The sequence below is a fragment of the Collinsella sp. LCP19S3_A7 genome (assembly GCF_052121995.1).
Taxonomy (GTDB): Bacteria; Actinomycetota; Coriobacteriia; order Coriobacteriales; family Coriobacteriaceae; genus Collinsella.
On record NZ_JBQKDE010000008.1, the window covers coordinates 42,528 to 64,699 of the forward strand.

The 22,172-nt window shown below is 60.6% G+C and carries 17 protein-coding genes, 1 tRNA gene and 1 riboswitch; of the genes, 4 read left to right on the forward strand and 14 right to left on the reverse strand.

Features of this window, described 5'->3' with window-relative positions:
• Positions 1 to 30: 30 nt before the first annotated feature.
• Complete coding sequence (locus ACTQV3_RS05200) at positions 31 to 942, reverse strand: HAD family hydrolase (protein ID WP_427793596.1); 912 nt, start codon at positions 940 to 942, stop codon at positions 31 to 33.
• A gap of 130 nt (positions 943 to 1,072) precedes the next feature.
• Positions 1,073 to 2,590 carry a Mur ligase family protein gene (locus tag ACTQV3_RS05205; RefSeq protein ID WP_441048838.1) on the reverse strand — a complete coding sequence of 506 codons (1,518 nt, stop codon included), beginning with the start codon at positions 2,588 to 2,590 and terminating at the stop codon, positions 1,073 to 1,075.
• A 201-nt stretch (positions 2,591 to 2,791) separates the two neighbouring features.
• On the opposite strand from ACTQV3_RS05205, the gene ACTQV3_RS05210 reads away from it, so the two are divergent.
• The 3 genes from ACTQV3_RS05210 to ACTQV3_RS05220 all read left to right on the forward strand — a co-directional run bounded on the left by ACTQV3_RS05210 (position 2,792) and on the right by ACTQV3_RS05220 (position 5,212).
• Positions 2,792 to 3,007, forward strand: a complete 216-nt coding sequence (locus ACTQV3_RS05210) for a hypothetical protein (protein ID WP_441067643.1) — start codon at positions 2,792 to 2,794, stop codon at positions 3,005 to 3,007.
• Positions 3,008 to 3,210: 203 nt separating this feature from the next.
• Entirely contained in the window at positions 3,211 to 5,079 is a 1,869-nt protein-coding gene (gene asnB / locus ACTQV3_RS05215; protein WP_154514792.1) for an asparagine synthase (glutamine-hydrolyzing), read from the forward strand.
• A 57-nt stretch (positions 5,080 to 5,136) separates the two neighbouring features.
• A tRNA-Val gene (locus ACTQV3_RS05220) sits at positions 5,137 to 5,212 on the forward strand.
• A gap of 612 nt (positions 5,213 to 5,824) precedes the next feature.
• Here ACTQV3_RS05220 and ACTQV3_RS05225 read toward each other — a convergent pair.
• From ACTQV3_RS05225 to ACTQV3_RS05280, 12 genes are all read right to left on the reverse strand, one after another.
• Positions 5,825 to 7,108, reverse strand: coding sequence for an aminotransferase class III-fold pyridoxal phosphate-dependent enzyme (locus tag ACTQV3_RS05225; RefSeq protein ID WP_441535957.1), 1,284 nt, complete (start codon positions 7,106 to 7,108; stop codon positions 5,825 to 5,827).
• Between the two features lie 68 nt (positions 7,109 to 7,176).
• Complete coding sequence (gene argB / locus ACTQV3_RS05230) at positions 7,177 to 8,157, reverse strand: acetylglutamate kinase (protein WP_441535956.1); 981 nt, start codon at positions 8,155 to 8,157, stop codon at positions 7,177 to 7,179.
• 81 nt (positions 8,158 to 8,238) lie between these two features.
• Entirely contained in the window at positions 8,239 to 9,507 is a 1,269-nt protein-coding gene (gene argJ, locus ACTQV3_RS05235) for a bifunctional glutamate N-acetyltransferase/amino-acid acetyltransferase ArgJ (RefSeq protein ID WP_441535955.1), read from the reverse strand.
• 134 nt (positions 9,508 to 9,641) lie between these two features.
• Complete coding sequence (gene argC, locus ACTQV3_RS05240) at positions 9,642 to 10,712, reverse strand: N-acetyl-gamma-glutamyl-phosphate reductase (RefSeq protein ID WP_427795080.1); 1,071 nt, start codon at positions 10,710 to 10,712, stop codon at positions 9,642 to 9,644.
• 263 nt (positions 10,713 to 10,975) lie between these two features.
• Positions 10,976 to 11,386, reverse strand: coding sequence for a pyridoxamine 5'-phosphate oxidase family protein (locus tag ACTQV3_RS05245; RefSeq protein WP_427718303.1), 411 nt, complete (start codon positions 11,384 to 11,386; stop codon positions 10,976 to 10,978).
• Between the two features lie 54 nt (positions 11,387 to 11,440).
• The gene (locus tag ACTQV3_RS05250) at positions 11,441 to 11,887 is read right to left on the reverse strand and encodes a pyridoxamine 5'-phosphate oxidase family protein (RefSeq protein WP_441063642.1); all 447 of its coding nucleotides are present in this window, start codon (positions 11,885 to 11,887) and stop codon (positions 11,441 to 11,443) included.
• 30 nt (positions 11,888 to 11,917) lie between these two features.
• Entirely contained in the window at positions 11,918 to 12,718 is an 801-nt protein-coding gene (locus ACTQV3_RS05255; RefSeq protein ID WP_441535954.1) for an energy-coupling factor transporter transmembrane component T family protein, read from the reverse strand.
• The gene (locus tag ACTQV3_RS05260; protein ID WP_441535953.1) at positions 12,718 to 14,622 is read right to left on the reverse strand and encodes an energy-coupling factor transporter ATPase; all 1,905 of its coding nucleotides are present in this window, start codon (positions 14,620 to 14,622) and stop codon (positions 12,718 to 12,720) included. Before ACTQV3_RS05260 ends, ACTQV3_RS05255 begins: the two co-directional genes overlap by 1 nt.
• Positions 14,619 to 15,209, reverse strand: coding sequence for an ECF transporter S component (locus tag ACTQV3_RS05265; protein ID WP_229770605.1), 591 nt, complete (start codon positions 15,207 to 15,209; stop codon positions 14,619 to 14,621). The genes ACTQV3_RS05260 and ACTQV3_RS05265 overlap by 4 nt, the downstream gene beginning before the upstream one ends.
• 5 nt (positions 15,210 to 15,214) lie before the next feature.
• Positions 15,215 to 15,407: riboswitch (FMN riboswitch) on the reverse strand.
• 372 nt (positions 15,408 to 15,779) lie between these two features.
• Complete coding sequence (gene groL, locus ACTQV3_RS05270) at positions 15,780 to 17,417, reverse strand: chaperonin GroEL (protein WP_154514811.1); 1,638 nt, start codon at positions 17,415 to 17,417, stop codon at positions 15,780 to 15,782.
• A 96-nt stretch (positions 17,418 to 17,513) separates the two neighbouring features.
• Positions 17,514 to 17,807, reverse strand: a complete 294-nt coding sequence (gene groES, locus ACTQV3_RS05275) for a co-chaperone GroES (protein ID WP_154514813.1) — start codon at positions 17,805 to 17,807, stop codon at positions 17,514 to 17,516.
• A 921-nt stretch (positions 17,808 to 18,728) separates the two neighbouring features.
• Positions 18,729 to 20,372: an amidohydrolase gene (locus tag ACTQV3_RS05280; protein WP_441015146.1), complete on the reverse strand. Its 1,644-nt coding sequence runs from the start codon at positions 20,370 to 20,372 to the stop codon at positions 18,729 to 18,731.
• A gap of 304 nt (positions 20,373 to 20,676) precedes the next feature.
• Between ACTQV3_RS05280 and ACTQV3_RS05285 the strand changes: the two genes are divergently transcribed.
• The gene (locus tag ACTQV3_RS05285; protein WP_441535952.1) at positions 20,677 to 22,140 is read left to right on the forward strand and encodes a M20 family metallopeptidase; all 1,464 of its coding nucleotides are present in this window, start codon (positions 20,677 to 20,679) and stop codon (positions 22,138 to 22,140) included.
• The last annotated feature ends 32 nt before the right edge of the window (positions 22,141 to 22,172 follow it).

Sequence of the window (22,172 nt, forward strand, 5' to 3'; positions counted from 1 at the left end):
AAAGATATGGCCAAGCGTAACGGCACTGCGCTATGAACGGGCCGCGACGAGCAGCTCCGCCGTCGCCGCCCAGCCGTCAACGATCCTGCCGCGCGTGACAAAGGCGTTATCGCAGGACGCAAGAAACTCGGACGCGCCGGCGCTGGTCAGACCGTTCTCGACCAGGCAGAACGTGCCCACGTGGTCGGCCATGTAGAAATCAGACTCGGAATCGCCGAGTGCCAGCGTCTCGTCGCGCTCGATGCCCAGATGCTCGCAGAAACGCGCGACCGCCACGCCCTTGTCGAGACCCGACGGATTGATGTTAAAGGCACGACCGTCCTCGACGCGATCGAGCTCGAGGGTCGTCGGCTTGGACAGATGAGTCAAGTGGCCGTTGCAGGCCCAGACCAGACCGCAGCCGGCCTCGTCGAGGATGGCCTGCGCCTCGTCATCGGGAATATCGCCGCGCATGCCGACGGTGACCTCGCGGTACTTATAGCCAGTCGACATGTCGTTGTGGTACTCGATCTTGTGCGGCCAGCGAGCGAGAATCTTCTCGCACACGCCGGTCTGCTCAATCACCTGGTGCGGCGTAAGGCCGCAGGCGGGGTCGTAAGGCATGTCGCCGGTCAGATACTCCCAGTCGTTGGCCTTGAGGTCGTACATGACCAGGCCACCCATCTCGCCAATGTAGGAGTTGAGGCCGAGCACGCGGGCATCTTCGTGGATCATGGTGCGGTTGCGACCCGAGGTGGGAATTACCTGGATACCAGCGCGGGCAAGCGCCACGACGGCCTCGACGAGCTTGGTCGAGGGATTGCCGTCGTTGTCGCGCAGCACGCACGAGCCGGGCGCGAGCATCGTGGCGTCCAGATCGGTAAAGACGTACTTGACCTTGGCAAGGCGCTCGCGCATCTCGCCCGAAAGCTCGGCAACGGTCGGCAGGGTGTTGTGGGACATGGTTACTCCATTTATTACGTAGAAAAGACTTAATCTTGGTACCGTGTTTTCCCTAAGGTGAACACGCTTGAGAGGCACCGCATCATCGGGCGTCGAGGATCCGCAAACGCCATCCTAAAGGCAGCGGCGCTTAGGCGTCGTACGCCGCAAGGATGCGTTTGAGAACCGAGCCATCACGCTCGCAGGGCTCGGGTCCGTTCTTGCGCAGCATGCACTCCTCCTCGCCCTTGCCGGTCACGATAACCACAGCGGGGCGGTCGGTCTCGCGCACGGCCGTCTCGATAGCGGCGGCGCGGTCGCACACGATCTGCCAGCTATCGTTTCCCTGCGCCTGGACATTGCGCGCAATCTCGGCGCAGATGTCCTCGACGTCCTCGGGGCCCGGGTCATCCTCGGTAATCACGATGCGATCGGCGTACTTGCCGGCAGCGATACCCATCGTAGTACGGCGATCGACACCCTTGCCTCCCGTTGCACCAAAGACAACCGCCAGCTCGCGCTCGGGATAGTTCTCGCGCAGGTCGCGCAAAAGCGTCTCGAGGCTCATGCCGTTGTGCGCATAGTCAACGACGCCCAAAATCTTGCCCGATGCAGACGGATAGAGCTCCATGCGACCGGGAACAAAGACGCCCTCAAAGCCATGGACGATGCCCTCTTCGGAAATGCCGAGGGCCTCGGCGCAGGCAATAGCGGCAAGCGCATTGGACACGTTGAACTTGACGGGCGTGGGGATCACGATGTCACGCGTAAAGCGCGGCGTGCGGACCGTGGCGATCACGCCGCAATCGCCGTTGCGAATGGCCAACGCACGCACGTCGGCGCGTCCATCGGTCAGCGAGAACGTCACCGTGCGCTCGCAGCGGGACGCCGCCTCGAGCACGCGGTCGACGTGGTCCATATCGAGGTTGACCACGGCAAAGCGGCTCTGCGAAAAAATCTTGAGCTTGCTGGCAAAGTAATCCTCGAGCGTGGGGTGCTCGATCGGCGAGATATGGTCCTCACCGATATTGGTAAAGGCGCCCACTTCAAAGTCAATCTTGCCCGTACGCTCGTATTTGAGGCCCTGGCTCGACGCCTCCATGACCAGCCACGGAGCGCCCGCCTCGGCGGCATGTGCGATACGCGACTGCAAAAGGAAGGACTCGGGGGTCGTTAGCTTAGAAGGACCGGCCTCGATACCGTCATCGAACTCGATACCCGTGTTGAGGGCTGGTCGATGACGGCCCGTGAGCTTAGCCTCGTTGGCAAGAATGCCACGCAGATAAAAGCTGCAGGTCGACTTGCCCTTGGTGCCCGTAAAAGCGCAGACCTTCACCTTGCCCGAGGGATGACCGTAATAGGCGTCCGCCACCACAGCGAGCGTGCGGCGGATATCGTTGACGATCACAGCGGGAATATCGACGTCGTAATCAACCTCGGACACGTACGCCACGGCGCCTTCGGCAATCGCCGAGACCAGATACTCGGGCTTGAACGCACGGCCCTTGCAGACAAACAATGTGCCCGGACGTACCTGGCGCGAGTCGTCGGTCGCAAACTCGATGCGCTGGTCGCAAAGAGTATCCGGCTTGGAAACAACAAGGGCCTCGGCCTCGAGCAGCTCCACATAGCGCATCAAAGCCAGCTTCTCCTTCGTCGTACCCGACATATAACGACCTTTCTCGCTAAACCTAACCTTAAAAGAGCAAAAACCGTCCCAGATGAATCCGGCCGCGCCCCTGTATTATCAACCATCCTAATATGCCACCTGACCTTGCGAGTGTCTCAGCACCCTAAAAACTTGCAAGGACCAGCGCACGGTTAATTCGAAATAACAAAACCCCGCCCTACAAATGCGCGTGATGCGGGGATGACCAGTGAGTTTGTCATGCTCTACAAGGACACGTCGCTGTTTTCGAGCGTCGGCGTCATGGAACTCATGCTGTTCTCCAAAAACCTCACGACCACCACGGGCAACATCACATCCTACATTTGCGCCGCACTCTACTATCTGGTTGTGACGATTCCGCTCATCCACGTCGTCACCAAGGTAGAGCACCGCCTTGCCAAGCGCGGCAAGCGCTAGCCCCTCTCGCGCTCTCCCACACAGCAATCGTCGCAGTCACGGCCCGCCGCTTCACCCAACGTGCGGGCCGTGGTTTTTCGGTCCCCTCGGCGCTTATGCCCCATCACGAAGCAAAAGATTGGCATGATAGTAAGGATTGATTGATATCGACTGCTGCAAACCTTGCGGCAGCGCACCTAAGCCGTCAGCAGAAAGGATCTTGCATGTGCGGTTTTGTCGGTTTTACCGGTACAGATGAACAGAGTGAGCTGGTTCTCACGGCCATGATGAATCGCATCATCCATCGCGGGCCGGATATGGGTGGCCAGCACATCGTCGATAACGTCGCCCTCGGCTTCCGCCGTCTTTCGATTCTCGACCTTTCCGAGGCTGGCGCTCAGCCCATGTCGAGCGATGACGGCAAGGTCACCATCGTCTTCAACGGCGAGATCTACAACTTCCAGGAGCTTCGCGCCGAGCTCGAGGCTGCCGGCTACGTCTTCCACTGCAACGCCGACACCGAGGTCCTGGTGCACGGCTACGAGGAGTGGGGCGAGGACCTGGTCAACCGCCTGCGCGGCATGTATGCGTTCGTGATTCACGACCAGAACAGGAACAAGCTCTTCGGCGCCCGTGACATCTTTGGCATCAAGCCGTTCTATTACTACCGGGCCTCCGACGGCTCGCTGCTGTTTGGCTCCGAGATCAAGAGCTTCCTGGACCACCCCAAGTTTGAGAAGGCCGTCAACCGCGACGCGCTGCGTCCCTACCTCACGCTGCAGTTCCCTGCCACGGAGGAGACGTTCTTTAAGGGCGTGTTCAAGCTTGCCCCCGCGCATTGCTTTACGTACGACCTTACGACCAACACTATGGATATCAAGCGCTACTGGAGCTGCGACTTTACCGATGACAACTCCAAGAGCTTCGAGGAGTACGTGGACGAGTGCGACAAGGTCGTGCACGAGAGCGTTGCCGCGCACCGCATCGCCGATGTTAAAGTTGGCTCGTTCCTCTCCGGCGGCGTCGACTCCAGCTACATTGCCGCCTGCCTCATGCCCGACACCACGTATTCCGTCGGCTTTGACTACAAGAACTTCAACGAGACCAACTACGCCGCCGAGCTTTCCGACAAGCTTGGCATTAAGAACGTGCGCAAGATGATCACCGCCGACGAGTTCTTCGACGCGCTACCCGATATCCAGTACCACATGGACGAGCCGCAATCGAACCTCTCCAGCGTACCGCTGTACTATCTGGCACAGATGGCCGCCGAGGAAGTTACCGTCGTCCTTTCGGGCGAGGGCGCTGACGAGCTGTTTGCCGGCTACGAGTGGTACGAGGACACCCCCGAGATGCGATCCTTCAAGAAGCGCGTGCCGCTCGGCGTGCGCCGTGCCCTGGGATCGCTCGTTCAGCATCTCCCCTACTTTAAGGGTCACAACTTCCTGACCAAGTGCGCCGAGGTCCCCGAGCGCTGGTACGTGGGCCAGGCAAAGGTGTTCGACCCGTCCGAGGTTGACGAGGTTCTCAAGCCAGCTTACGACACCGGCAAGAACGCCTCCGAAATGTGCGCAGAGTACTACAAGCAGGTCCCCGACTGCTGCGAGCTCTCTAAGAAGCAATATCTGGATATGAACATGTGGCTTCCGGGCGACATCCTGCTCAAGGCAGACAAGATGTGCATGGCACACTCCCTGGAGCTCCGCGTTCCGTTCCTAGACAAAAAGGTCATGGAGTTCGCCGAGCATATTCCCGCCAACTACCGTGTCAACGAAGAGGGCTGCAAGCTTGTCCTGCGCCACGCCGCCAATCGCACGCTGCCCGATGAGTGGGCAACACGCAAGAAGGTTGGCTTCCCGGTGCCAGTTAAGTTCTGGCTGCGCGAGCAGAAGTACTACGACTACGTCAAGGAGTACTTCACCGCACCGTGGGCTGCCGATTTCTTTGACACCGATGCGCTCATGAAGCTGCTCGACGATCACTTTGAGGGCCGCGCGCTCAACCAGCGCAAGATCTATACCACGCTGACGTTCCTCATTTGGTACAAGCGCTTCTTTATCGACGAGAACAAGGGCACCGAAGTCTCCGCTTAGATTTCGTTATGAATTAGCGGTGAACCCCGCAGGGTTTCCGCTATACTCAATTCCCGCGGGCGATTGGCGCAACGGTTAGCGCAGGTGCTTTACACGCACAAGGCTGGGGGTTCGAATCCCTCATCGCCCACCACTTGATTGAAAAGGCTCCCAGCGATGGGGGCCTTTCCCTTTTGGGCCCAGTGCAGAGGGATTCGAACCCGCAAGGGTGCGGAGCTGAGGAAACGCGAAGCGTTTTCCAGCGCAGCACGCGAGGAGCGGAGCGGCGAAGCGGAAGCGGGCGGCGCCAGCCGCACGCGGACATCCCTCATCGCCCACCATTGAATTGTTAGGCCTCCGGTGTTGGAGGCCTTTCTTTTTTGTGCCCGGCGCATGGGATTCGAACCCTAAGGACCCCTTATTTCAAGGTCCGTGGTCAAAAAATGGCAAAAATGAGTACTGCTACTTTGCTTGCAACATATAAACAGATAGTGTTTGCTTAGGTTACGCAACATATGTCCATTATAAGGACTAACAGTCAGATCAAAATCGTGTATTCATCGCCATTTCGACTTGCCATCTGGCCTTATTAGTCCAAAATTGCTGCTACCAAATCGGTAACAGTACTCATATTTGATGTTTTTTGACCAGCAGGTCTCCCTGCCTTAGCAAATCTAAGGCAAAACGGGCTCCAGACCGCTGAATCATGCCGCATAGGGCACGTCCGCAGTCCGGAATCCGGTCCAAATTGAGTTATTGCGCCGCGTTAGCCCAAGACACCCGCCAGGATCTCGATTAGGCTGTCCACATCGGCTTCCTCGCACACGAGCGGCGGCAAGAAGCGCAGTGTATGTGCACCTGTAGCGTTAATCACGGTACCAGCCACCAATGCGCGAGCCACAACGTCGTGCGCATCACCCGCAGCATCGTCCAAATCGCAGCCGAGCATTAGGCCGCGACCACGCACCTCGGTAACATGCGGCAGCTTGGCGAGCCTTGCCTCCATATAGGCACCCACCTTGGCGGCATGGTCTGCGTAGTCACCGCGCACAAGCGCGGAGAGCGTCGCGGCACACGCCGCGATGGCCAAGCAGCTGCCGCCGAAGGTCGAACCATGGTCGCCGGACTTAAAGATGTCAGCGATTTCTTTCTTTGCCACCACGGCACCCATGGGCACGCCGTCGGCGATGCCCTTGGCAAGACTCATGATATCGGGCTCCACACCATAAGTCTGGAACGCAAACGGCTTGCCGGAGCGGAAAATACCACACTGGACCTCGTCGGCGATCAGCACGGCACCCACCTCGTGTGCCAAGTCGCGCGCCGCAGCCATAAACTCCTCAGTCATGGGATGCACACCGCTTTCGCCCTGGATCGGCTCGAGCATCACAGCGCAAATCTCGCTTCCCAACTGCTTAAAGATTGCGTGCAGTTCATCTACATCGTTGGGTGTGCATGCCACAAAGCCACCCGGCAGCGGGCGGAAACTGTCCTGCAGCCAATCCTGCATGGTCGCCGCAATGGTCTCGAGCGTACGACCATGAAATCCGCCGCGCATACACACGATGGTGTTGCCACCGTTGCCGGCACGTTTGGCATACAGACGCGCGAGCTTCATAGAGCCCTCGTTGGCCTCGGCACCGGAATTGGCAAAGAACGTCTCCCACACCTGCTCGCCCGCAGCCGGAGCGCCAAGCGCCGCCGCCGTGGTCTCGTCGCCAGCGGCAATCGCGTCGGCAAGCACGCGCGCACCGTCCGCATCGTCGTTGGCGAGCTTGGACAGCAACGCCGCGACCTGGCCGCGCTGCTCAATGTAGAAGTAGTTGGAGACATGAAGGAGCTTCTTGGCCTGGGCCTCGAGCGCCGAGAGCACCGCCGGGTTGCCGTGGCCTAGGCTGCATACGCCAATACCTGCAAGAAAGTCGAGATATTCGCGACCGTCGTCGCCGGTGAGCTTCATGCCGTGGCCCTCGACAAACTCGACCGGCGAGCGGCCAAAGGTTTGCATAACGTAGTGGGATTCGAGCGATTGTTGAGCTGCAAGTGACATGAGATGCCTTTCGTTAAGCGCCAGGTGGCGCGGACTGTGGGTGTAACGGTGTGACGATTTCTAACCAGCTAGACCGTCTGGAGCTTCTCGACCTCGTCGAGGTTCTCGGTCAGGCGCGCCGCAAAGGTCGAAAGCGGGTGCGGGTGCGTATCAAATTCGTAGGCCGTCTCGGTAGAGTGGATCACGGTGCCGACGCCGGCATCGGTCAGCAGCTCCAGGAGCAGCGAATGCGGCGTGGTACCGTTAATGATGTGAGCGCGAAATACGCCGCCGACAAGCGCATCGACGGCTGCGCGCAGTTTGGGAATCATGCCCTTATCGACCTCGCCGGCGTAGAGCATCTCATTAACCTCGTCGAGCGTTAGGTTGGAGATGAGCGAGTCTTTATCGCTAAAGTCCTTGTACAGGCCGTCGACGTCGGTCAAAAAGATCGCCTTGTGCGCGTGGAGCGCCGCCGCAACGGCACCGGCGGCGGTGTCGGCGTTGATATTGAAGAAGCCACCGTCCTCCCCCGCCGCGACGGTAGCGATGACGGGAATATACTCGCTATCGAGCAAGTTCTCGATGTAGTCGGTGTTGACATGCGTCACTTTGCCCACGCGTCCGAGCTCGGGGTCGAGCGGCTCGGCGATGAGCGTGCCGGCGTCGCTGCCCGATACGCCCACGGCCAAGTTACCGTGGTGGTTGATTGCCGCCACCAGCTCTTGGTTAACCTTGCCGCCCAGCACCTCGCGCACGATATCCATGGTCGCCGGCGTGGTCACGCGCTGGCCGTTCTTAAACTCGACGGGCATATCGTAATGGCTCAGCGCCTCGTTGATGGCTTTACCGCCGCCATGCACGATGACGGGGCGCATGCCGATAATCTTGAGCAAAACGATGTCGCTCATCACGTCGCGACGCAGTTGCTCGTCTACCATGGCGGCCCCGCCATACTTGATAACGACCGTCTTGCCGGTCAGGTTTTTAATCCACGGCAGCGCTTCGAACAGCAGCTGCGCAGTTGCTTCGTTGGATTCGCTCGAACGACAATCGCGTGCGAATTTCATAATCTGCCTCGTCTTTCGTATCGTTATCGCGCTGTGCTCCGCTGCCCGCAATCGCGGCGAGATGCGCAGCGTGCCTGGAGTCTAGGAGCGGTAGTCACCATTGATTGAGATGTACTCGTGCGTGAGGTCACAGGTCCACACGGTCGTTGCCGCGTCGCCTGCGCCCAGGTCGGCCGAAATCACGATCTCGGGCGCCTCAAAACGTCGCAGGGCCTCGTCCTCGTCAAAAGGAACAGTCAGGCCATCGCGGCAGACGGGCATGCCCATCATGTCGATGGAAACGTCTTCCTGATTAAACTTTACGCCGCACTTGCCGAGCGCCATGGCAACGCGACCCCAATTGCAGTCGTGGCCAGCGATGCAGGTCTTGACGAGCGGCGAGTTGGCGACGGCGCGGGCGGCGATATCGGCTTCCTCGTCGTTGGCGGCGCCGGTGACGTTAACCGTCACGAGCTTTGACGCACCCTCGCCATCGGCCGCGATGTTACGCGCCAGGCTCTCGCACACCTCGTGCACGGCAAAGGCCAGCTCGTCAAAGGCGTCAGTGCCCTCGACGATGGCCTCGGCATCCGCGGCGGCAGCGCCAGAAGCCAGCATGATACAGGTGTCGTTGGTCGAGGTATCGGAATCGACCGTCACTTTATTAAAGGTCTGTTTAACGGTCGAGAGCAGTAGGGTGTGGAGCGCCGCCGACTCGACGGGGGCATCGGTAGTAATGACCGCGATCATGGTGGCCATATTGGGCATGATCATGCCCGATCCCTTGCACATGCCGCCCACCGTATAGGTATTGCCTGCGTGCCCCGCGGCCTCGCTGCTGTAGCGAACGGCATACTCCTTGGAATGCGTATCGGTCGTCATGATGGCACGGGCTGCATCGGCGCCGCCATGGGCAGAGAGTGCCTCGTAGGCGGACGGAATTGCCGTCTCAAACGTGTCGATCGGCAGAATCTGTCCGATCACGCCCGTGGAGGCAACTAAAATCTGTTGGGGTTCACAGCCAATGACCTGCGAGGCGATATTGCACGTCTCACGCGCACAGGCAAGGCCGGTCTCGCCCGTGGCGGCGTTCGCGTTGCCGGAGTTGATTGAAACACCGGCGATGATGCCATAGCCCTTGTCCGTACCGCCCAGGTTGGCACGGCTCACCTGCACGGGCGCCGCACAAAAGCGGTTAGTCGTAAACACGCCGGCCCCGGGACAGGGTTTATCGGGCACAACGAGCGCGTAATCCAGGCGCTCGGGATTCTTGCGGAATCCGGCATGGATGCCCGCCGCCTTAAAGCCGGCTGCCGCCGTTACGCCGCCCTCTACGGCACGAATCTTGATATCGAACTGCTCAGCATTCATCGTCTTTACGACTCCTTATGTCAAACAAAAAATGGGCATCGGTTGGTGCGCCATGCCAGCCACAATCATGAGACCAGCTTAAAAGTGGCGCCAAACTCGATACCCGACTACCAAATCGTTAATAATCGAATGTGCTACACCGGGCACGCCACTGTGGGCAAGCCTCGTCGCTCGTCAAAACCAAAGACGATGTTGGCGCACTGGACCGCCTGGCCCGCAGCGCCCTTGCACAAATTGTCGATGGCGCCCGTCGCCACCAGCACGCCCGCACGCTTGTTGAGCGCAAGGCCGATCTGGGCGGCATTGGTACCGACAACCGAAGCCGTCTTGGGCTGCTGGCCGGCATCGAGCACGCGCACAAAGGTACGACCGGCGTAGAACTTCTTGTAATGGTCGACGGCATCCTCAAGAGTCAGCGCTTCGAGAGCCTGCGTTGCGAGCGGCAGCGTCACCGTAGAGAGCAGGCCGCGCTTGAGCGGTGCCAGGTGCGGAGTAAAGACGACGCGATCGGTAAGGCCCAGAATTTGCTCGATTTCTGGCGTATGGCGATGTTTTCCTACGCCATAGGCCTCCAGATTCTCGTCCGCGCTGCAAAAATGGGTGCGGGTGTTGCACGACTTACCGGCACCCGTCACGCCACTGATGGCGTCGACGACTACGGGGCCGCTCTGGGCCACCCAGCCCGCACGCACGGCAGGCGCGGCAGCAAGACTCGTTGCGGTGGGATAGCAACCGGCGCAGGCGACCAGTACGGGCTTGCCGTCGGCGTGGTCGGATGCAGCGGTCTCTAAGTCCTGGCAGAACAACTCGGGCAGACCGAAGGCACGTGTTTTAAGCAACTCGGGGCTCGTGTGCTCGGCGGCATACCATGTCTCAAAGACGGACGCGTCGCTCAGACGGTAATCGGCCGAAAGATCAAAGCAAGAGACACCCGACGCAAGCAGAGCGGGCACCTGTGCCATGGCAGCCGTGTGCGGCACGGCGAGAAATACCGCATCGCAGCTCTTGAGTTCAGGGGCGTCATGCGTGGTGAAAACCAGATCGCTCACGCCAGCAAAGCTCGGATACACCGCGGACAGCAGCTGGCCGGCATCGGCGTTGGACGTAATGGCAACAAGTTCAAACTCGGGATGGCCGAGCACGAGGCGAATAAGCTCGGCGCCGGCATATCCAGCCGCGCCGACGATTCCAACCTTTAAAGACATATCGGACTCCTTGTCTGCGGTCTTATGCGTCGTTGCGCATTCCGCAGCCGTCGTTATGAGGTAGGTTGAAACTTTAGCACCCGAGAATGCATATTTACGCAAATAATTTGTGTCTTCATGCATTGAAGCATACCCGACACATTCGCTTGAAAGAATTGACAAAAAATAAGCGAGCTCTGCATTAGCCGCAGCGCATCATACTGCTGGCCAATGCGGAGCCCACCTTATACGGAATACCAAACTTAAGGGTCGCCCAGAGCAGCCTAGAGCTCGACCGGAACCCATTCGTCGTGATTGCAGATAAAAGCCTCGGGGTCCTCGACGCTAAAGAAGACAAGCGTGGGATCGTTAGGCCCCTCATAGTGCTCGCTCAAGCGCTCAAGATGCTTCCACCCGGCCTCGCGCATTTCATCCGAAGCCCGGTCGTCCAGACCCGCACGTCCGCGCAGGATCAACCAACCATGGCCCGGCCACCAACTCGTGGCCTCAAAGCGCTGGTTTTGCAGCAGCTCTTGCCACACATCTTTGGTGCGCGCCGTTACAAACCACAGTTTGCCGTCCTGAATCTGCGCAAACGAGAACGGACGCACATGCGGCTGCCCGTCCACGCTCGTCGCTAGGTACCACGCCGGCACCGACGTCAGATACTCCAGCACCGTATTCAATCCGTCCACGTTTCCTCCTGTCATCTGACCAGTCTTTTTGGAATGGGCAGCCAATTTGGGAAATTAAAGCTCGAGGAGCTCTTCGCTGCCGTCGATATCGCAGAACCGCGCGGCGATGTTGCGGACCGAGAAGAACGCAAGGCGGTCATCGTTGGCACTATCGTGTTGCTCGCCAATGCCCACCATGTGCTTAAAGCCCGTCTGGCGCACCTTGTCACTCACGAATGCATCGTCCTCGAGTGCGGCCTCGCCAGTTAACACGATCCAGCACTCCCCCGGCTTCCAGCCCGACACCTCAAACTTGGGATTCTTGCTCAACTCCGCCCACACGTCCTTGTCGCGCGACGTGCAAAACCACAGCTTGTCGTTATCGACCATGGCAAACGAAAACGGCCTCACGCGGGGCTGATGCCCGTCGTTTGCATCGGTCGTGGCAAGATACCACGCCGGAATGCGCCTGAGATACGAGCAGACGCGTTCGAGCTGAGCCGTGCGATCGATGTCGGTCATAGAGACCCCTTTCTTGCGCTCGAATCGAGCTTAGACGAGTTGAAGATTGATAACGACAACGCATGCCACCAGCAGCGCCATCGCCACCGCGGCCAGTGCATCCCCGCGGCCAAACGTAAGCGCATGCAGACGCGTGCGTCCCCGCTCGCCGTGATAGCAGCGCGCATCCATGGCGGCCGAAAGCGTCTCGGCATGACGGAACACGCCAGTAAACAGCGGAATCGCCACACTGCCGAGCATGCGCACGCCACCGAGCGGACCGCCCGTCACGCGCGCGCCACGGCTTGCCTGTGCATCGGCCGTCTGTTTCATCTCGGTGGCAAATTGTGGCATAAACCGCAGTGCGATACCCATAATCATGCCGAGCTCGTGCGCCGGAAGCCCCACGCGCGCGAATGGTGCGAGCAGGCGCTCAAAACCCGCGGTGAGGTCGAGCGTCGGCGTGGTGAGCGTAATGGCGCTCATGCCGGCCATCATCATCGTCAGACGACACGCCATAAACGTCGCAGAACGCAGCGAGCCCTCGCTCACCTGCAAAAAGCCAAACTGCCACAAAATGCGGCCACTCTGATCGGAAAACAGGTTGAGCACCGCGACCACCACGACAATCGCCAGCAGTGGTGCCATCGACGATAGGACCCGACGCAACGGAACCCGGGCCGCGACATAGACCAGCACGACAAAAATTTCGACCGGAACCAGCCCGCGGAAGCTGCCGACGGTGAGCGCAGTGATCAGAAATGCGAAACCTAGGAGCAACTTAGTGCGCGGATCCAGGCGATGCACTGCGCTTTCCCCCGGATAGTAGCTGCCAAATGAGAATGCCTCCATTAGCAGCCCTCCTCTTGCGTGGCCATCTTGAAACCAGCCTGACGCGACGCCCTCAAAGGTCCGTCCGCGCAGCCTAGCAGCATGCCGGACAGCTCGTCGGCCAGCGACTCAACCGTATAAAGCTTGTCGCAGCGGAGCGGCACACCGGCTTGCACGAGCGACAATGCCATGCGCTGCGCAGCGGGAACGCCCAAACCGATCGATTTGAGCTCGTTCGCGTGCGCAAAAACCTGTGCGGGCGTTCCATCGGCAAACACCGCGCCCTCGTTCATCACAACGATACGGTCACAACAATTTGCCAGGTCATCCATGCTGTGCGAAACCATGACAACGGTCAGGCCCTCACGATGGAGCCGATCGATGAGCTCCAGGAAATCCCTGCGCGCAGCCGGATCGAGCCCCGCCATGGGCTCGTCGAGCACCAGGACCTCGGGCTCCATGGCGAGCACGCCGGCAAACGCCACGCGGCGCTGCTGACCGCCCGAAAGCTCAAAGGGGCTCTTGTCGCCTATCGCGGCAAGGTCGAGGCCCACGCGCGCAAGCGATGTTGTGACACGGCGAACAACCTCGTCTTGCGGCAGGCCAAGGTTGCGCGGGCCAAACGCCACGTCCTGCGCCACGGTCTCGGCAAATAGCTGGCGCTCGGGATACTGAAACACCACGCCGACCTTGGCCTTAACCGCGGCGGCGCCTTTCTTGCTTGATAGGTCGAGCCCCAGTGCGCAAACGCTCCCCTCCTGTGGACGAATCAGCCCGTTGAGATGCTGAACCAGCGTTGATTTACCCGAGCCGGTATGACCCGCCAGGCCCAGAAACTCGCCGCGACGCACCGTCAGCGAAACATCACGTAGCGCCCAGGGGCTGTTTGGATCGTTGCCCCAAAGAGCCTGTTTGCCCGATGCGCCCACAGTGGTCGAGCGCTTGCGCCATCGGCGGCGCTCGCGGGCGCTCAGCGAGTAACTATGCGAGAGGTGCGAAATCTCGATGACGGGTTCCGACGCGACCATCCCGTCGGCTGCAGAGGATGCATGGTCAAGCACACGAGAATCGGATGCGGAGGGCCGCCCAGCGACGTCCGCCCCGCTCCGCTCAGCATAAACCTGTGCAATCTCGGCGACCATATCCGCCTCACGCACCTGCGCGCAAACGGGTACGCCCTTCGCGCGGAGTGCCCTACCTAGACAGCACGACGCCGGCATATCCAGGTTGAGCTGGGCAAGTTCGTCCGCCCGCGTCAAGATTTCCTCGGGCGCACCGAGCATGGCAACGCGCCCCGCCCGAAACACCGCGACACGATCGGCCTCGGCGGCCTCTTCCATAAAGTGCGTAATCATCACGATGGTCATGCCGCGATCGTGCAACGCGCGGCAAACCTTCATGAGGCCCTTACGTCCACGCGGATCGAGCATCGAGGAAGCCTCGTCCAATATGAGCACGCGCGGTTCCATGGCGAGCACGCCGGCAAGCGCCACGCGCTGCTTTTGGCCGCCCGAAAGTGCATGGGTCTCGTGGCGCTCAAAGCCCACCAGGCCCACACCCTTCAGCGCCTCGCGTACGCGCTGCGCAATTTGCGCCGATGGCACGCCAAGGTTTTCGGGACCAAACGCAACATCGTCCTCGACAAGCGTCGCCACAATCTGGTCGTCGGGATTCTGGAACACCATGCCCGCAGTCGAGCGGATGTCGTAGACCAGCTCGGGATCGGACGCGTCCATGCCGTTGATACGCACCGTTCCTGCATCGGGCTGCAGCAGCGCATTCAGATGCTTGGCAAACGTCGACTTGCCCGACCCATTGCCGCCGAGGATGCAGAAAAACTCGCCATCCTCGATGTTCAGATCGATACCGTCGAGCGCCGGCGTGACACCGTCATAGCTAAAGGAAACGCCTCGACAATCAATCATGCGCGGCCTTTGACCTGGTTCTTTTTAGGCGTGATGAGGTTGGAGACCGCCTTGTACACTGCAAGCGTGAGCACCGAGTTGAGCACGGTCTTGATAAGGTTGAACGGCAGCACGGCAGGAACCATGAGCGGAGCGATCGCATCGACCGAGCCATACCAGAACCATACGCCAATGGTAAGGTTTGCAACCATAGACAGCGCCGTAGCGGCAATGACGCCGAACACCAGGCCAATCACGGCACCCTTATAGGTATGCATCTTCTGGTAGACGATAGCCGCGGGCAGAATGTAGCCCAGCGTGGCAACCAGGTTCATAAGCGCACCGACCCAGTCACCCGTGGTGAGCGCGTGAATAACGATAGCCATAGCGGCAACAGCAGTACCGGCGCCGGGACCATACGCAAACCCGCACACCATCGCCGGCACCAGCGACGGGTCGTAGGTCAAAAACGGCGCCGAAGGAAGGATGGGCAGCTGCACGTACATAAACAGGGCGCCCAAGGCGCACATCAGCGCCATGGTAACGAGCTGTTTGGTGCTCCACCTATTCGTGTTCTCAAAATGGATATGCTGCGACTGTTCAGACATAAGATCACCTGCCTCTTTCATCCGGACTCTAACCGTTGGTACTGGGATCTCACCAGTTCAGCCGACATGCGAACCAACGCACGCACGGGTCGCGGACTCATCGGCTCGGACGCAGGTACCTCGCCTGCGCCACGGCGCCCCTCTGGCACCGTCCGATTTACCGCCAGTGGGGAATTTCACCCCGCCCTGAAACAGCAATTCCAAGTCTAGCACGGGCAGGCTTTCGCGCAAGTACGCCAAAGGTAATTTGTGGTGGGGATCAGTTGCCGCAATAACCACGTTCCCCACCCTCCCCAAAGTAACGCGCTTTTCGCGGCAAAGCCGCGAAACAGCGTCCGGGATACGTATCCCCAACAACCACGTCCTTCTCCGCGAGCCGACTTCAAGGCCGTAAACGCAGGGGATCCGGGGGGCGTGACGGGGTTTCTCTCCGGAACATTCCGCAGGACGCAAAGAGGCTCCGCAGCGCGAAGCGCGATGCGGAGCCTCTTTGCATGTCCGAGGACGTTCCGGAGAGAAACCCCGTCACGCCCCCGGGATTCCCGGTGGGAGTTCTAGACCTTGTCGGCCTTAGTACATACCGCCGCCCTGCTGACCAGCGGTAGCAGCAGCGATAGCATCCTCAAGCTGAGTGTTCTTGGGCACATCGGAAACCGTGGCCTCGGTGATGAGGATCAGGCTGGCGACAGAAGCAGCGTTCTGCAGGGTGACGCGGCTGACCTTGACGGGGTCGAGGACGCCCATCTCGATCATGTCGCCCCACTCGCCGCTGGCAGAGTTGAGACCCTGGCCAGCGGGCAGCTCGGCGACCTTGTCGACCACGACAGCGCCCTCAAAGCCAGCGTTCTTGGCAATGGTTGCGACCGGAGCGGTCAGAGCCTTCTTGACGATGTCGACGCCGATCTTCTCCTCGGGGTCGTCGATCTCGACTGCATCGAGCGCAGGCACAGCGTCCATGAAGGCGACACCGCCGCCAGCGACAATGCCCTCCTCGACAGCAGCGCGGGTTGCCTGCAGGGCGTCCTCGACGCGATGCTTGATCTCCTTGAGCTCGGACTCGGTGGCAGCGCCGACCTTGATGACAGCAACGCCACCGGAGAGCTTGGCCAGGCGCTCCTGGAGCTTCTCGCGGTCGAAGTCAGAGGTGGTGTTCTCCATCTCGCCCTTGATCTGAGCAATACGGGCGTCGATGGCCTCCTTGGAGCCAGCGCCGCCGACGATGACGGTGTTGTCCTTGGAGATGGTGACGGACTTAGCGGTACCGAGCATATCGGCGGTGATGTCAGCGACCTTCACGCCCAGCTCGTCCAGAGCAGCCTGACCACCGGTGAGGACGGCGATGTCCTCGAGAATGCGCTTGCGGCGATCGCCGTAGCCCGGAGCCTTGACGGCGCAGACGTTGAGGGCGCCGCGGATCTTGTTGAGGACGAGGGTGGGCAGAGCCTCGCCGTCGATGTCCTCAGCGATGATGAGCAGGCCACGGCCAGCGCGCTGGACAGCCTCGAGAACAGGCATGATGTCCTGGACGCTGGAGATCTTCTGGTCGGTGATGAGGATGTACGGATCCTTCATCACGGCCTCCATGCGGTCGTTGTCCGTGACGAAGTAAGCGGAGACGTAGCCCTTATCGAACTGCATGCCCTCGACGGTGTCGATGGTGATGTCGAACGTCTGGGAATCCTCGACGGTGATGACGCCGTCCTTGCCCACGACTTCCATGGCCTCGGCGATCTTCTCGCCGACCTCGGGGTCACCGGCGGAGATGGTACCGACGGAAGCAATCTGCTCCTTGGTCTCGACCGGCTTGGCCTGCTTCTTCATCTCGGCGACGGCGGCGTTGACGGCCTTGTCGATGCCGCGACGGATGGCCAGCGGGTTGGCGCCAGCGGCGACGTTGCGCAGGCCGTCGTTAACGATGGCCTGAGCGAGCAGGGTTGCGGTGGTGGTGCCGTCACCCACGGTGTCGTTGGTCTTGGTGGCGACCTCCTTCACCAGCTGGGCACCCATGTTCTCGATGTTGTCCTCGAGCTCGATCTCCTTGGCGACGGAAACGCCGTCGTTGGTGATGGTCGGGGCACCGAACGTGCGCTGCAGGGCGACATAGCGGCCCTTGGGGCCCATGGTGACGGTAACGGCATCGGCCAGAGTGTTGACGCCCTTGGCGAGCTTAGCGCGGGCATCGGTATTGAACGTAATGTTCTTTGCCATGGTAGGTAATCCTCCAAAAGAAATGTGACTCACGTCGCCGCTTCCGAGTCCTATGCGGCGACCGCGTTCAAAGACGAATCAGAGAGCCTGATGAGACTAGGCCTCGACGACGGCGTAAATGTCGTCGGCGCGCATCAGCAGATACTTCTCGCCGTCGACCTTAACCTCGTTGCCACCGAACTTGCCGTAGATGACAACGTCGCCTTCCTTGACGTCCATGGGGATGCGCTCACCCTTGTCGTTGACCTTGCCAGCGCCAACGGCAATGACGGTGCCGCGCTGCGGCTTCTCCTGAGCGTTGCTGGCGATATACAGACCAGAAGCGGTCTTCTGCTCGGCCTCGTCGGGCTTGACCAGAACACGATCTGCAAGCGGCTTCAAAGACGACATGCTTGTCTCCTCCTTTTTGGGCCGCGTGGTTATGCCACGCGAATTAACCCTATTTGTTTGCGTACGCGTTGAATGGTACCCACGAATGGCGGGTTATACAACACAGAGTCAAAAAATCTTATTTTTTGGCACTTAGATTTTCTGAATGCCGGGGGGATAACTTGTGCGCAGCTCCCGTGTGGCGCCGGAGGGGCGGGGCATAAGGTTTCCTGCTCGGGCAGTCCTGCTCGCACGAAGGCCACATTAAGTGGCCTTCGGCTCGTGCGGAACTCGCGATAAACCTTATATCCCGCCCCTCCGGCGCCACACGGGAGCCAAGTTAACTAGTTCGGGCGCGGCATTCAGAAACGTCAGTGCAGCAAAATGGCGATGCAGATGGGAACATGGGCATGGCTTTCGCTGCACGCACGGGTCCCCTGGGGAGCACCGTGCATTTTTGGGAGTATTCAGCAGACCAGGATGGCTGTATACGCGCCAGACACATCTTATTGGTCCCAAGGACGCCTTCGACCGGCGATTTGGGTCGGCAGGCAGACCCCATCAGGGCATAAAGGCATGCCTCGTGCCTGCCCGGACGCCAAAATGACGTCAATCCCCATGACATTACCCAACCGCAACGGCGCCGGCAGAGCTCGCAGTGCTGAATACTCCGTTTTTTGCACGGCCCAGGCGGGGGTACATCAGGGCCAGAAAGAACATCCCAACCTTTTTATGCAATCTGTAATGGGAAGTATGCAAAACACCATGAGGCAGCATTGCAAATGTCCAATTTGAACGCGCGGGGCAGCAGCGCCTCCACCCCACGCACAAATCCGACAGAGCAGGGACGCTCATAACGAGTCCCCACCGATATGCAGACGTGGCTCGAGCGCCATCCCAAAATAAGTCGCCCGGGCCGCGTTTAACGACACGGCATGAGCATCAGCGCTCGTAGATTACGTTACCTGCCAGGTAGGTGGCCTGAACGTTGGTGGCCTGAAGCTCTTGGGGGTCAACAGTGAGCGGGTTTTGGTCCAGGACTACCAGGTCAGCATACTTGCCGGGCTCCAAGCTGCCGAGGTTTTGCTCGTCGCCTGCTGCATAGGCGCTGCCCAAGGTGTAGTTGCGCAAAGCCGTTGCCGCGTCGATGCGCTCGCTCGGCAACCAGCCGCCCTCGGGCCAGTGGCTTTTGGGGTCCTGGCGCGTGATAGCCGTGTAGAGCACGTCCATGCTGGTAACGGGCGTGATGGGGCTGTCGGTACCGAAGGCTTGGCGAATGCCGCGCTGCTTATAGGTTGCGAACGGCCACATGATGCGGCTGCGCTCCAAGCCCAAATCGCGCTCCGGTCCACCCGGGTCGAGCGTAATGTGGCAGGGCTGGCTCGAGGCGACGACGTTGAGCTTGCGCAGGCGGTCGATGTCCTCGGGCAGGAGGTTCTCCAGGTGCTCGAGCGTGTTGTGGCCGTGCTGGGGCAGGCCGTACAGACCGGCGGCTTCCTCGAAGATATCCAGCGCGGCATGAATCGCACCGTCGCCGATAACGTGGATGCGCACGGCGCGGCCGCGCTCCGCAGCCGCCAGAACCAGCTTGCGCATGCGCTCGGCGGAAACCGTCAGACGGCCTTGGTCGCCCGGGAAGCGCGGATTGGTATAGGGCTCGGTGAGATATGCCGTATGTTCGCTCGACACGCCGTCAAAGAACTGCTTAAAGCCCGGCGCCGAAAGCAGTGCGTTGTTCGCGTAACGTGCCTGCAGCTCTTCTAGACGCGACTGGTCATCCAGCAGCGTGGGGAACAGATGGGCACGAATGCCCAGCTTGCCGGCTGTCTGCAGTTTGTCGTAGACGTCGTCGCGGATAAAATCGCAGCCCGGCATGGGCATGAGCGACATGTCGCAGATCGAGGTGATGCCCTGCTCGGCCATGCGCCTCATTTGATCGGCGTAAGCGCTTGCGATGCGATCTTCGCCCAGCCACTCAAGGCAGCGCGGCAACAGCTGCATGGCAGCCGCCTCGTGAGCAATGCCCGTGAGCTCACCGTTTGCGTCCTTGTCGTAGCTGCCGCCCGCTGGCGGCTCGCTATCGCGCGTGACGCCGAGCGCCTCGAGAGCGCGACTGTTGAGCCACAGCGTGTGGCCGTCGCCCGAGTACATAACGCAGGGACGATCGGGAAATACCGCATCGAGCGACGCCTTGGTAGGATGCTCGGGCGGGTCCCAACGGTAGTCGCGCCAGCCCTGCGTCACAACCCAAGCGTCGTCGGGCAGATCCTGGGAAAACTCGAGCACGTGCTGTACCAGCGCCACCTCGGACGTGCCCCCATCCATGAGCATATACGGCGAGGAACCGACCGAGGTATGAAAGAAGTGCAGATGAGCGTCATGGAAACCGGGGCAGACAAACTGCTCGCCGTAGTCGATAACCGGCGTGGCGGCAGGCGCGGCGGCGATCACGTCATCGGGCTTGCCGACTGCGACGATACGGTCGCCTGCGATGGCAATCGCCAGCTCACGGGCGGTATCGATGCCATCTTGCGAGGTAAAGACGTTCTTAGAGCGGATAATCCGATCGATATGTTGCATGGGCATCCCCATCTCTGGCAGGAAATTCAACACCCCCGAGTGTACTCCACCGCCACAGCTGCAAAACGTCAAGCGGTAAACGGCACCTTTCCCAACCCCAACGGCCCCGCCTGCCCCTTGGGGACGGGGTAGAAATGGTAGATTTCAAGCTTGAAAGCCGCATCCAAGGCTGCGTGCACAAGCAATTTGGACCTGTCAAGGTTACGGAGGTATCCATTTCTACCATTTCTGCCCCGTCCCCAAGTGGCAGGTGGCATACTGGAAAGAGCCTGTACGATTTTGCGATAAACCAGCAAGGAGCAAATCGACCATGACGAAGACCAAGGCACAGCAGATTATGGCAGCGACCGAGGCCCGCGCGGCTGATGACGTCACCGCAGCCATCCAAGATATCGCCGCCGAGTTTGAGCCCTACATCATCAAGCAGCGCCGGCACTTCCATAAGCACCCGGAGCTGAGCCTCGCCGAAGAGCGCACGACTTCTGACATCGCCAACCAGCTCGACGCCATGAATATCCCCTACGAGCGCCCGCTTAAGACGGGCCTGGTGGCGACCCTTCGCGGCACCGCACCCGACGCCTACCGCGAGGACGGCACGCCGCGCCGCCGCATCCTGCTGCGCGCGGATATCGACGCCCTACCCGTCACCGAGCAGACCGGCGAGGAGTTCGCCAGCGTCAACGAGGGCTGCATGCACGCCTGCGGCCACGACTGCCACATTGCCATGATGCTCGGCACGCTGCAGATCCTGCGCCATATGACCGACGACATCCACGGCGAGGTCCGCATCGTCTTCCAACCCAGTGAGGAAAACGGCCAAGGCGCCAAACTCATGATCGGCACGGGCGTGCTCGACGGCGTCGACGGCGCCTACGCCGCACATATCTGGAGTGAGGTCGACGCCGGCACCGTAAGCTGCGAGCCCGGTCCGCGCATGGCCAATACCGACTGGTTCCGCATCGATGTCCGCGGCACCTCGTGCCACGGCGCCATGCCCCAGCGCGGCCACGACGCCGTCATGGTGGCGGCAGAGATCGTCAACGCCCTGCAGACCATCGTTTCGCGCGAGATCAGCCCCTACGAGCCGGCCGTCATTACCGTCGGCGAGCTGCACGGCGGCACCGCGCGCAACGTTATCGCCGGTACCGCCTACCTCGCCGGCACGGTGCGCACCTATGGCGATTCGACGCACGAGGAAATGCCCGAGCTCATGCGCCGCATCGTAGAGCACACTGCGGCGGCCCTGGGCGCCGAGGCTGAACTTACCGACTACACCATCGCCAACTACAAGGTCGAAAACGACGTCGCCTCGAGTGAGCGTTGTCGTCAGGCCGTGGTCAAGTGTCTGGGTGCAGCCGGCGAAGGCCATTATCGCGGCACGCTTTCGGGCGAGGATTTCTCGGAGTACCTGCGCCGTGTACCGGGCGTGCTTGCCTTTGTGGGCACGCGCAATCCCCAGATCGGCGCCACGTACGCCCAGCACTCCTGCTTCTATAAGATCGACGAGAGCGTGCTCGCCAAGGGCTCCATGGTAGCCGCTCAGTATGCCATCGACTTTTTGGCCGAGCCCACGCAAGAGGAGCTCGACGGCCCCACGATCGCCGCGGTTGCCGAGACCAATCCCGACTTGGCCGCCAAACTGCGCTCTGCCAAGGCAACAGCCGCCGAGGCCCGCGACGCCATGCACGACGCCCGTACCGCCCGCCATGCCGCCATCAAGGGCATTCACGATGCCCGTGCCGCCGCTCGCCACGAGGAGAAGCATGGCGAGTAGTCGAATCGCGACCATCTCGCAGCCGTAGCCAC

Excerpts from the sequence above, each read along its gene's own strand:
- ACTQV3_RS05200 (WP_427793596.1), bottom strand. The coding sequence starts at position 942 with ATGTCCCACAACACCCTGCCGACCGTTGCCGAGCTTTCGGGCGAGATG.
- ACTQV3_RS05205 (WP_441048838.1), bottom strand. The coding sequence starts at position 2,590 with ATGTCGGGTACGACGAAGGAGAAGCTGGCTTTGATGCGCTATGTGGAG.
- ACTQV3_RS05210 (WP_441067643.1), top strand. The coding sequence starts at position 2,792 with ATGACCAGTGAGTTTGTCATGCTCTACAAGGACACGTCGCTGTTTTCG.
- asnB (WP_154514792.1), top strand. The coding sequence starts at position 3,211 with ATGTGCGGTTTTGTCGGTTTTACCGGTACAGATGAACAGAGTGAGCTG.
- ACTQV3_RS05225 (WP_441535957.1), bottom strand. The coding sequence starts at position 7,108 with ATGTCACTTGCAGCTCAACAATCGCTCGAATCCCACTACGTTATGCAA.
- argB (WP_441535956.1), bottom strand. The coding sequence starts at position 8,157 with ATGAAATTCGCACGCGATTGTCGTTCGAGCGAATCCAACGAAGCAACT.
- argJ (WP_441535955.1), bottom strand. The coding sequence starts at position 9,507 with ATGAATGCTGAGCAGTTCGATATCAAGATTCGTGCCGTAGAGGGCGGC.
- argC (WP_427795080.1), bottom strand. The coding sequence starts at position 10,712 with ATGTCTTTAAAGGTTGGAATCGTCGGCGCGGCTGGATATGCCGGCGCC.
- ACTQV3_RS05250 (WP_441063642.1), bottom strand. The coding sequence starts at position 11,887 with ATGACCGACATCGATCGCACGGCTCAGCTCGAACGCGTCTGCTCGTAT.
- ACTQV3_RS05255 (WP_441535954.1), bottom strand. The coding sequence starts at position 12,718 with ATGGAGGCATTCTCATTTGGCAGCTACTATCCGGGGGAAAGCGCAGTG.
- ACTQV3_RS05260 (WP_441535953.1), bottom strand. The coding sequence starts at position 14,622 with ATGATTGATTGTCGAGGCGTTTCCTTTAGCTATGACGGTGTCACGCCG.
- ACTQV3_RS05265 (WP_229770605.1), bottom strand. The coding sequence starts at position 15,209 with ATGTCTGAACAGTCGCAGCATATCCATTTTGAGAACACGAATAGGTGG.
- groL (WP_154514811.1), bottom strand. The coding sequence starts at position 17,417 with ATGGCAAAGAACATTACGTTCAATACCGATGCCCGCGCTAAGCTCGCC.
- groES (WP_154514813.1), bottom strand. The coding sequence starts at position 17,807 with ATGTCGTCTTTGAAGCCGCTTGCAGATCGTGTTCTGGTCAAGCCCGAC.
- ACTQV3_RS05280 (WP_441015146.1), bottom strand. The coding sequence starts at position 20,372 with ATGCCCATGCAACATATCGATCGGATTATCCGCTCTAAGAACGTCTTT.
- ACTQV3_RS05285 (WP_441535952.1), top strand. The coding sequence starts at position 20,677 with ATGACGAAGACCAAGGCACAGCAGATTATGGCAGCGACCGAGGCCCGC.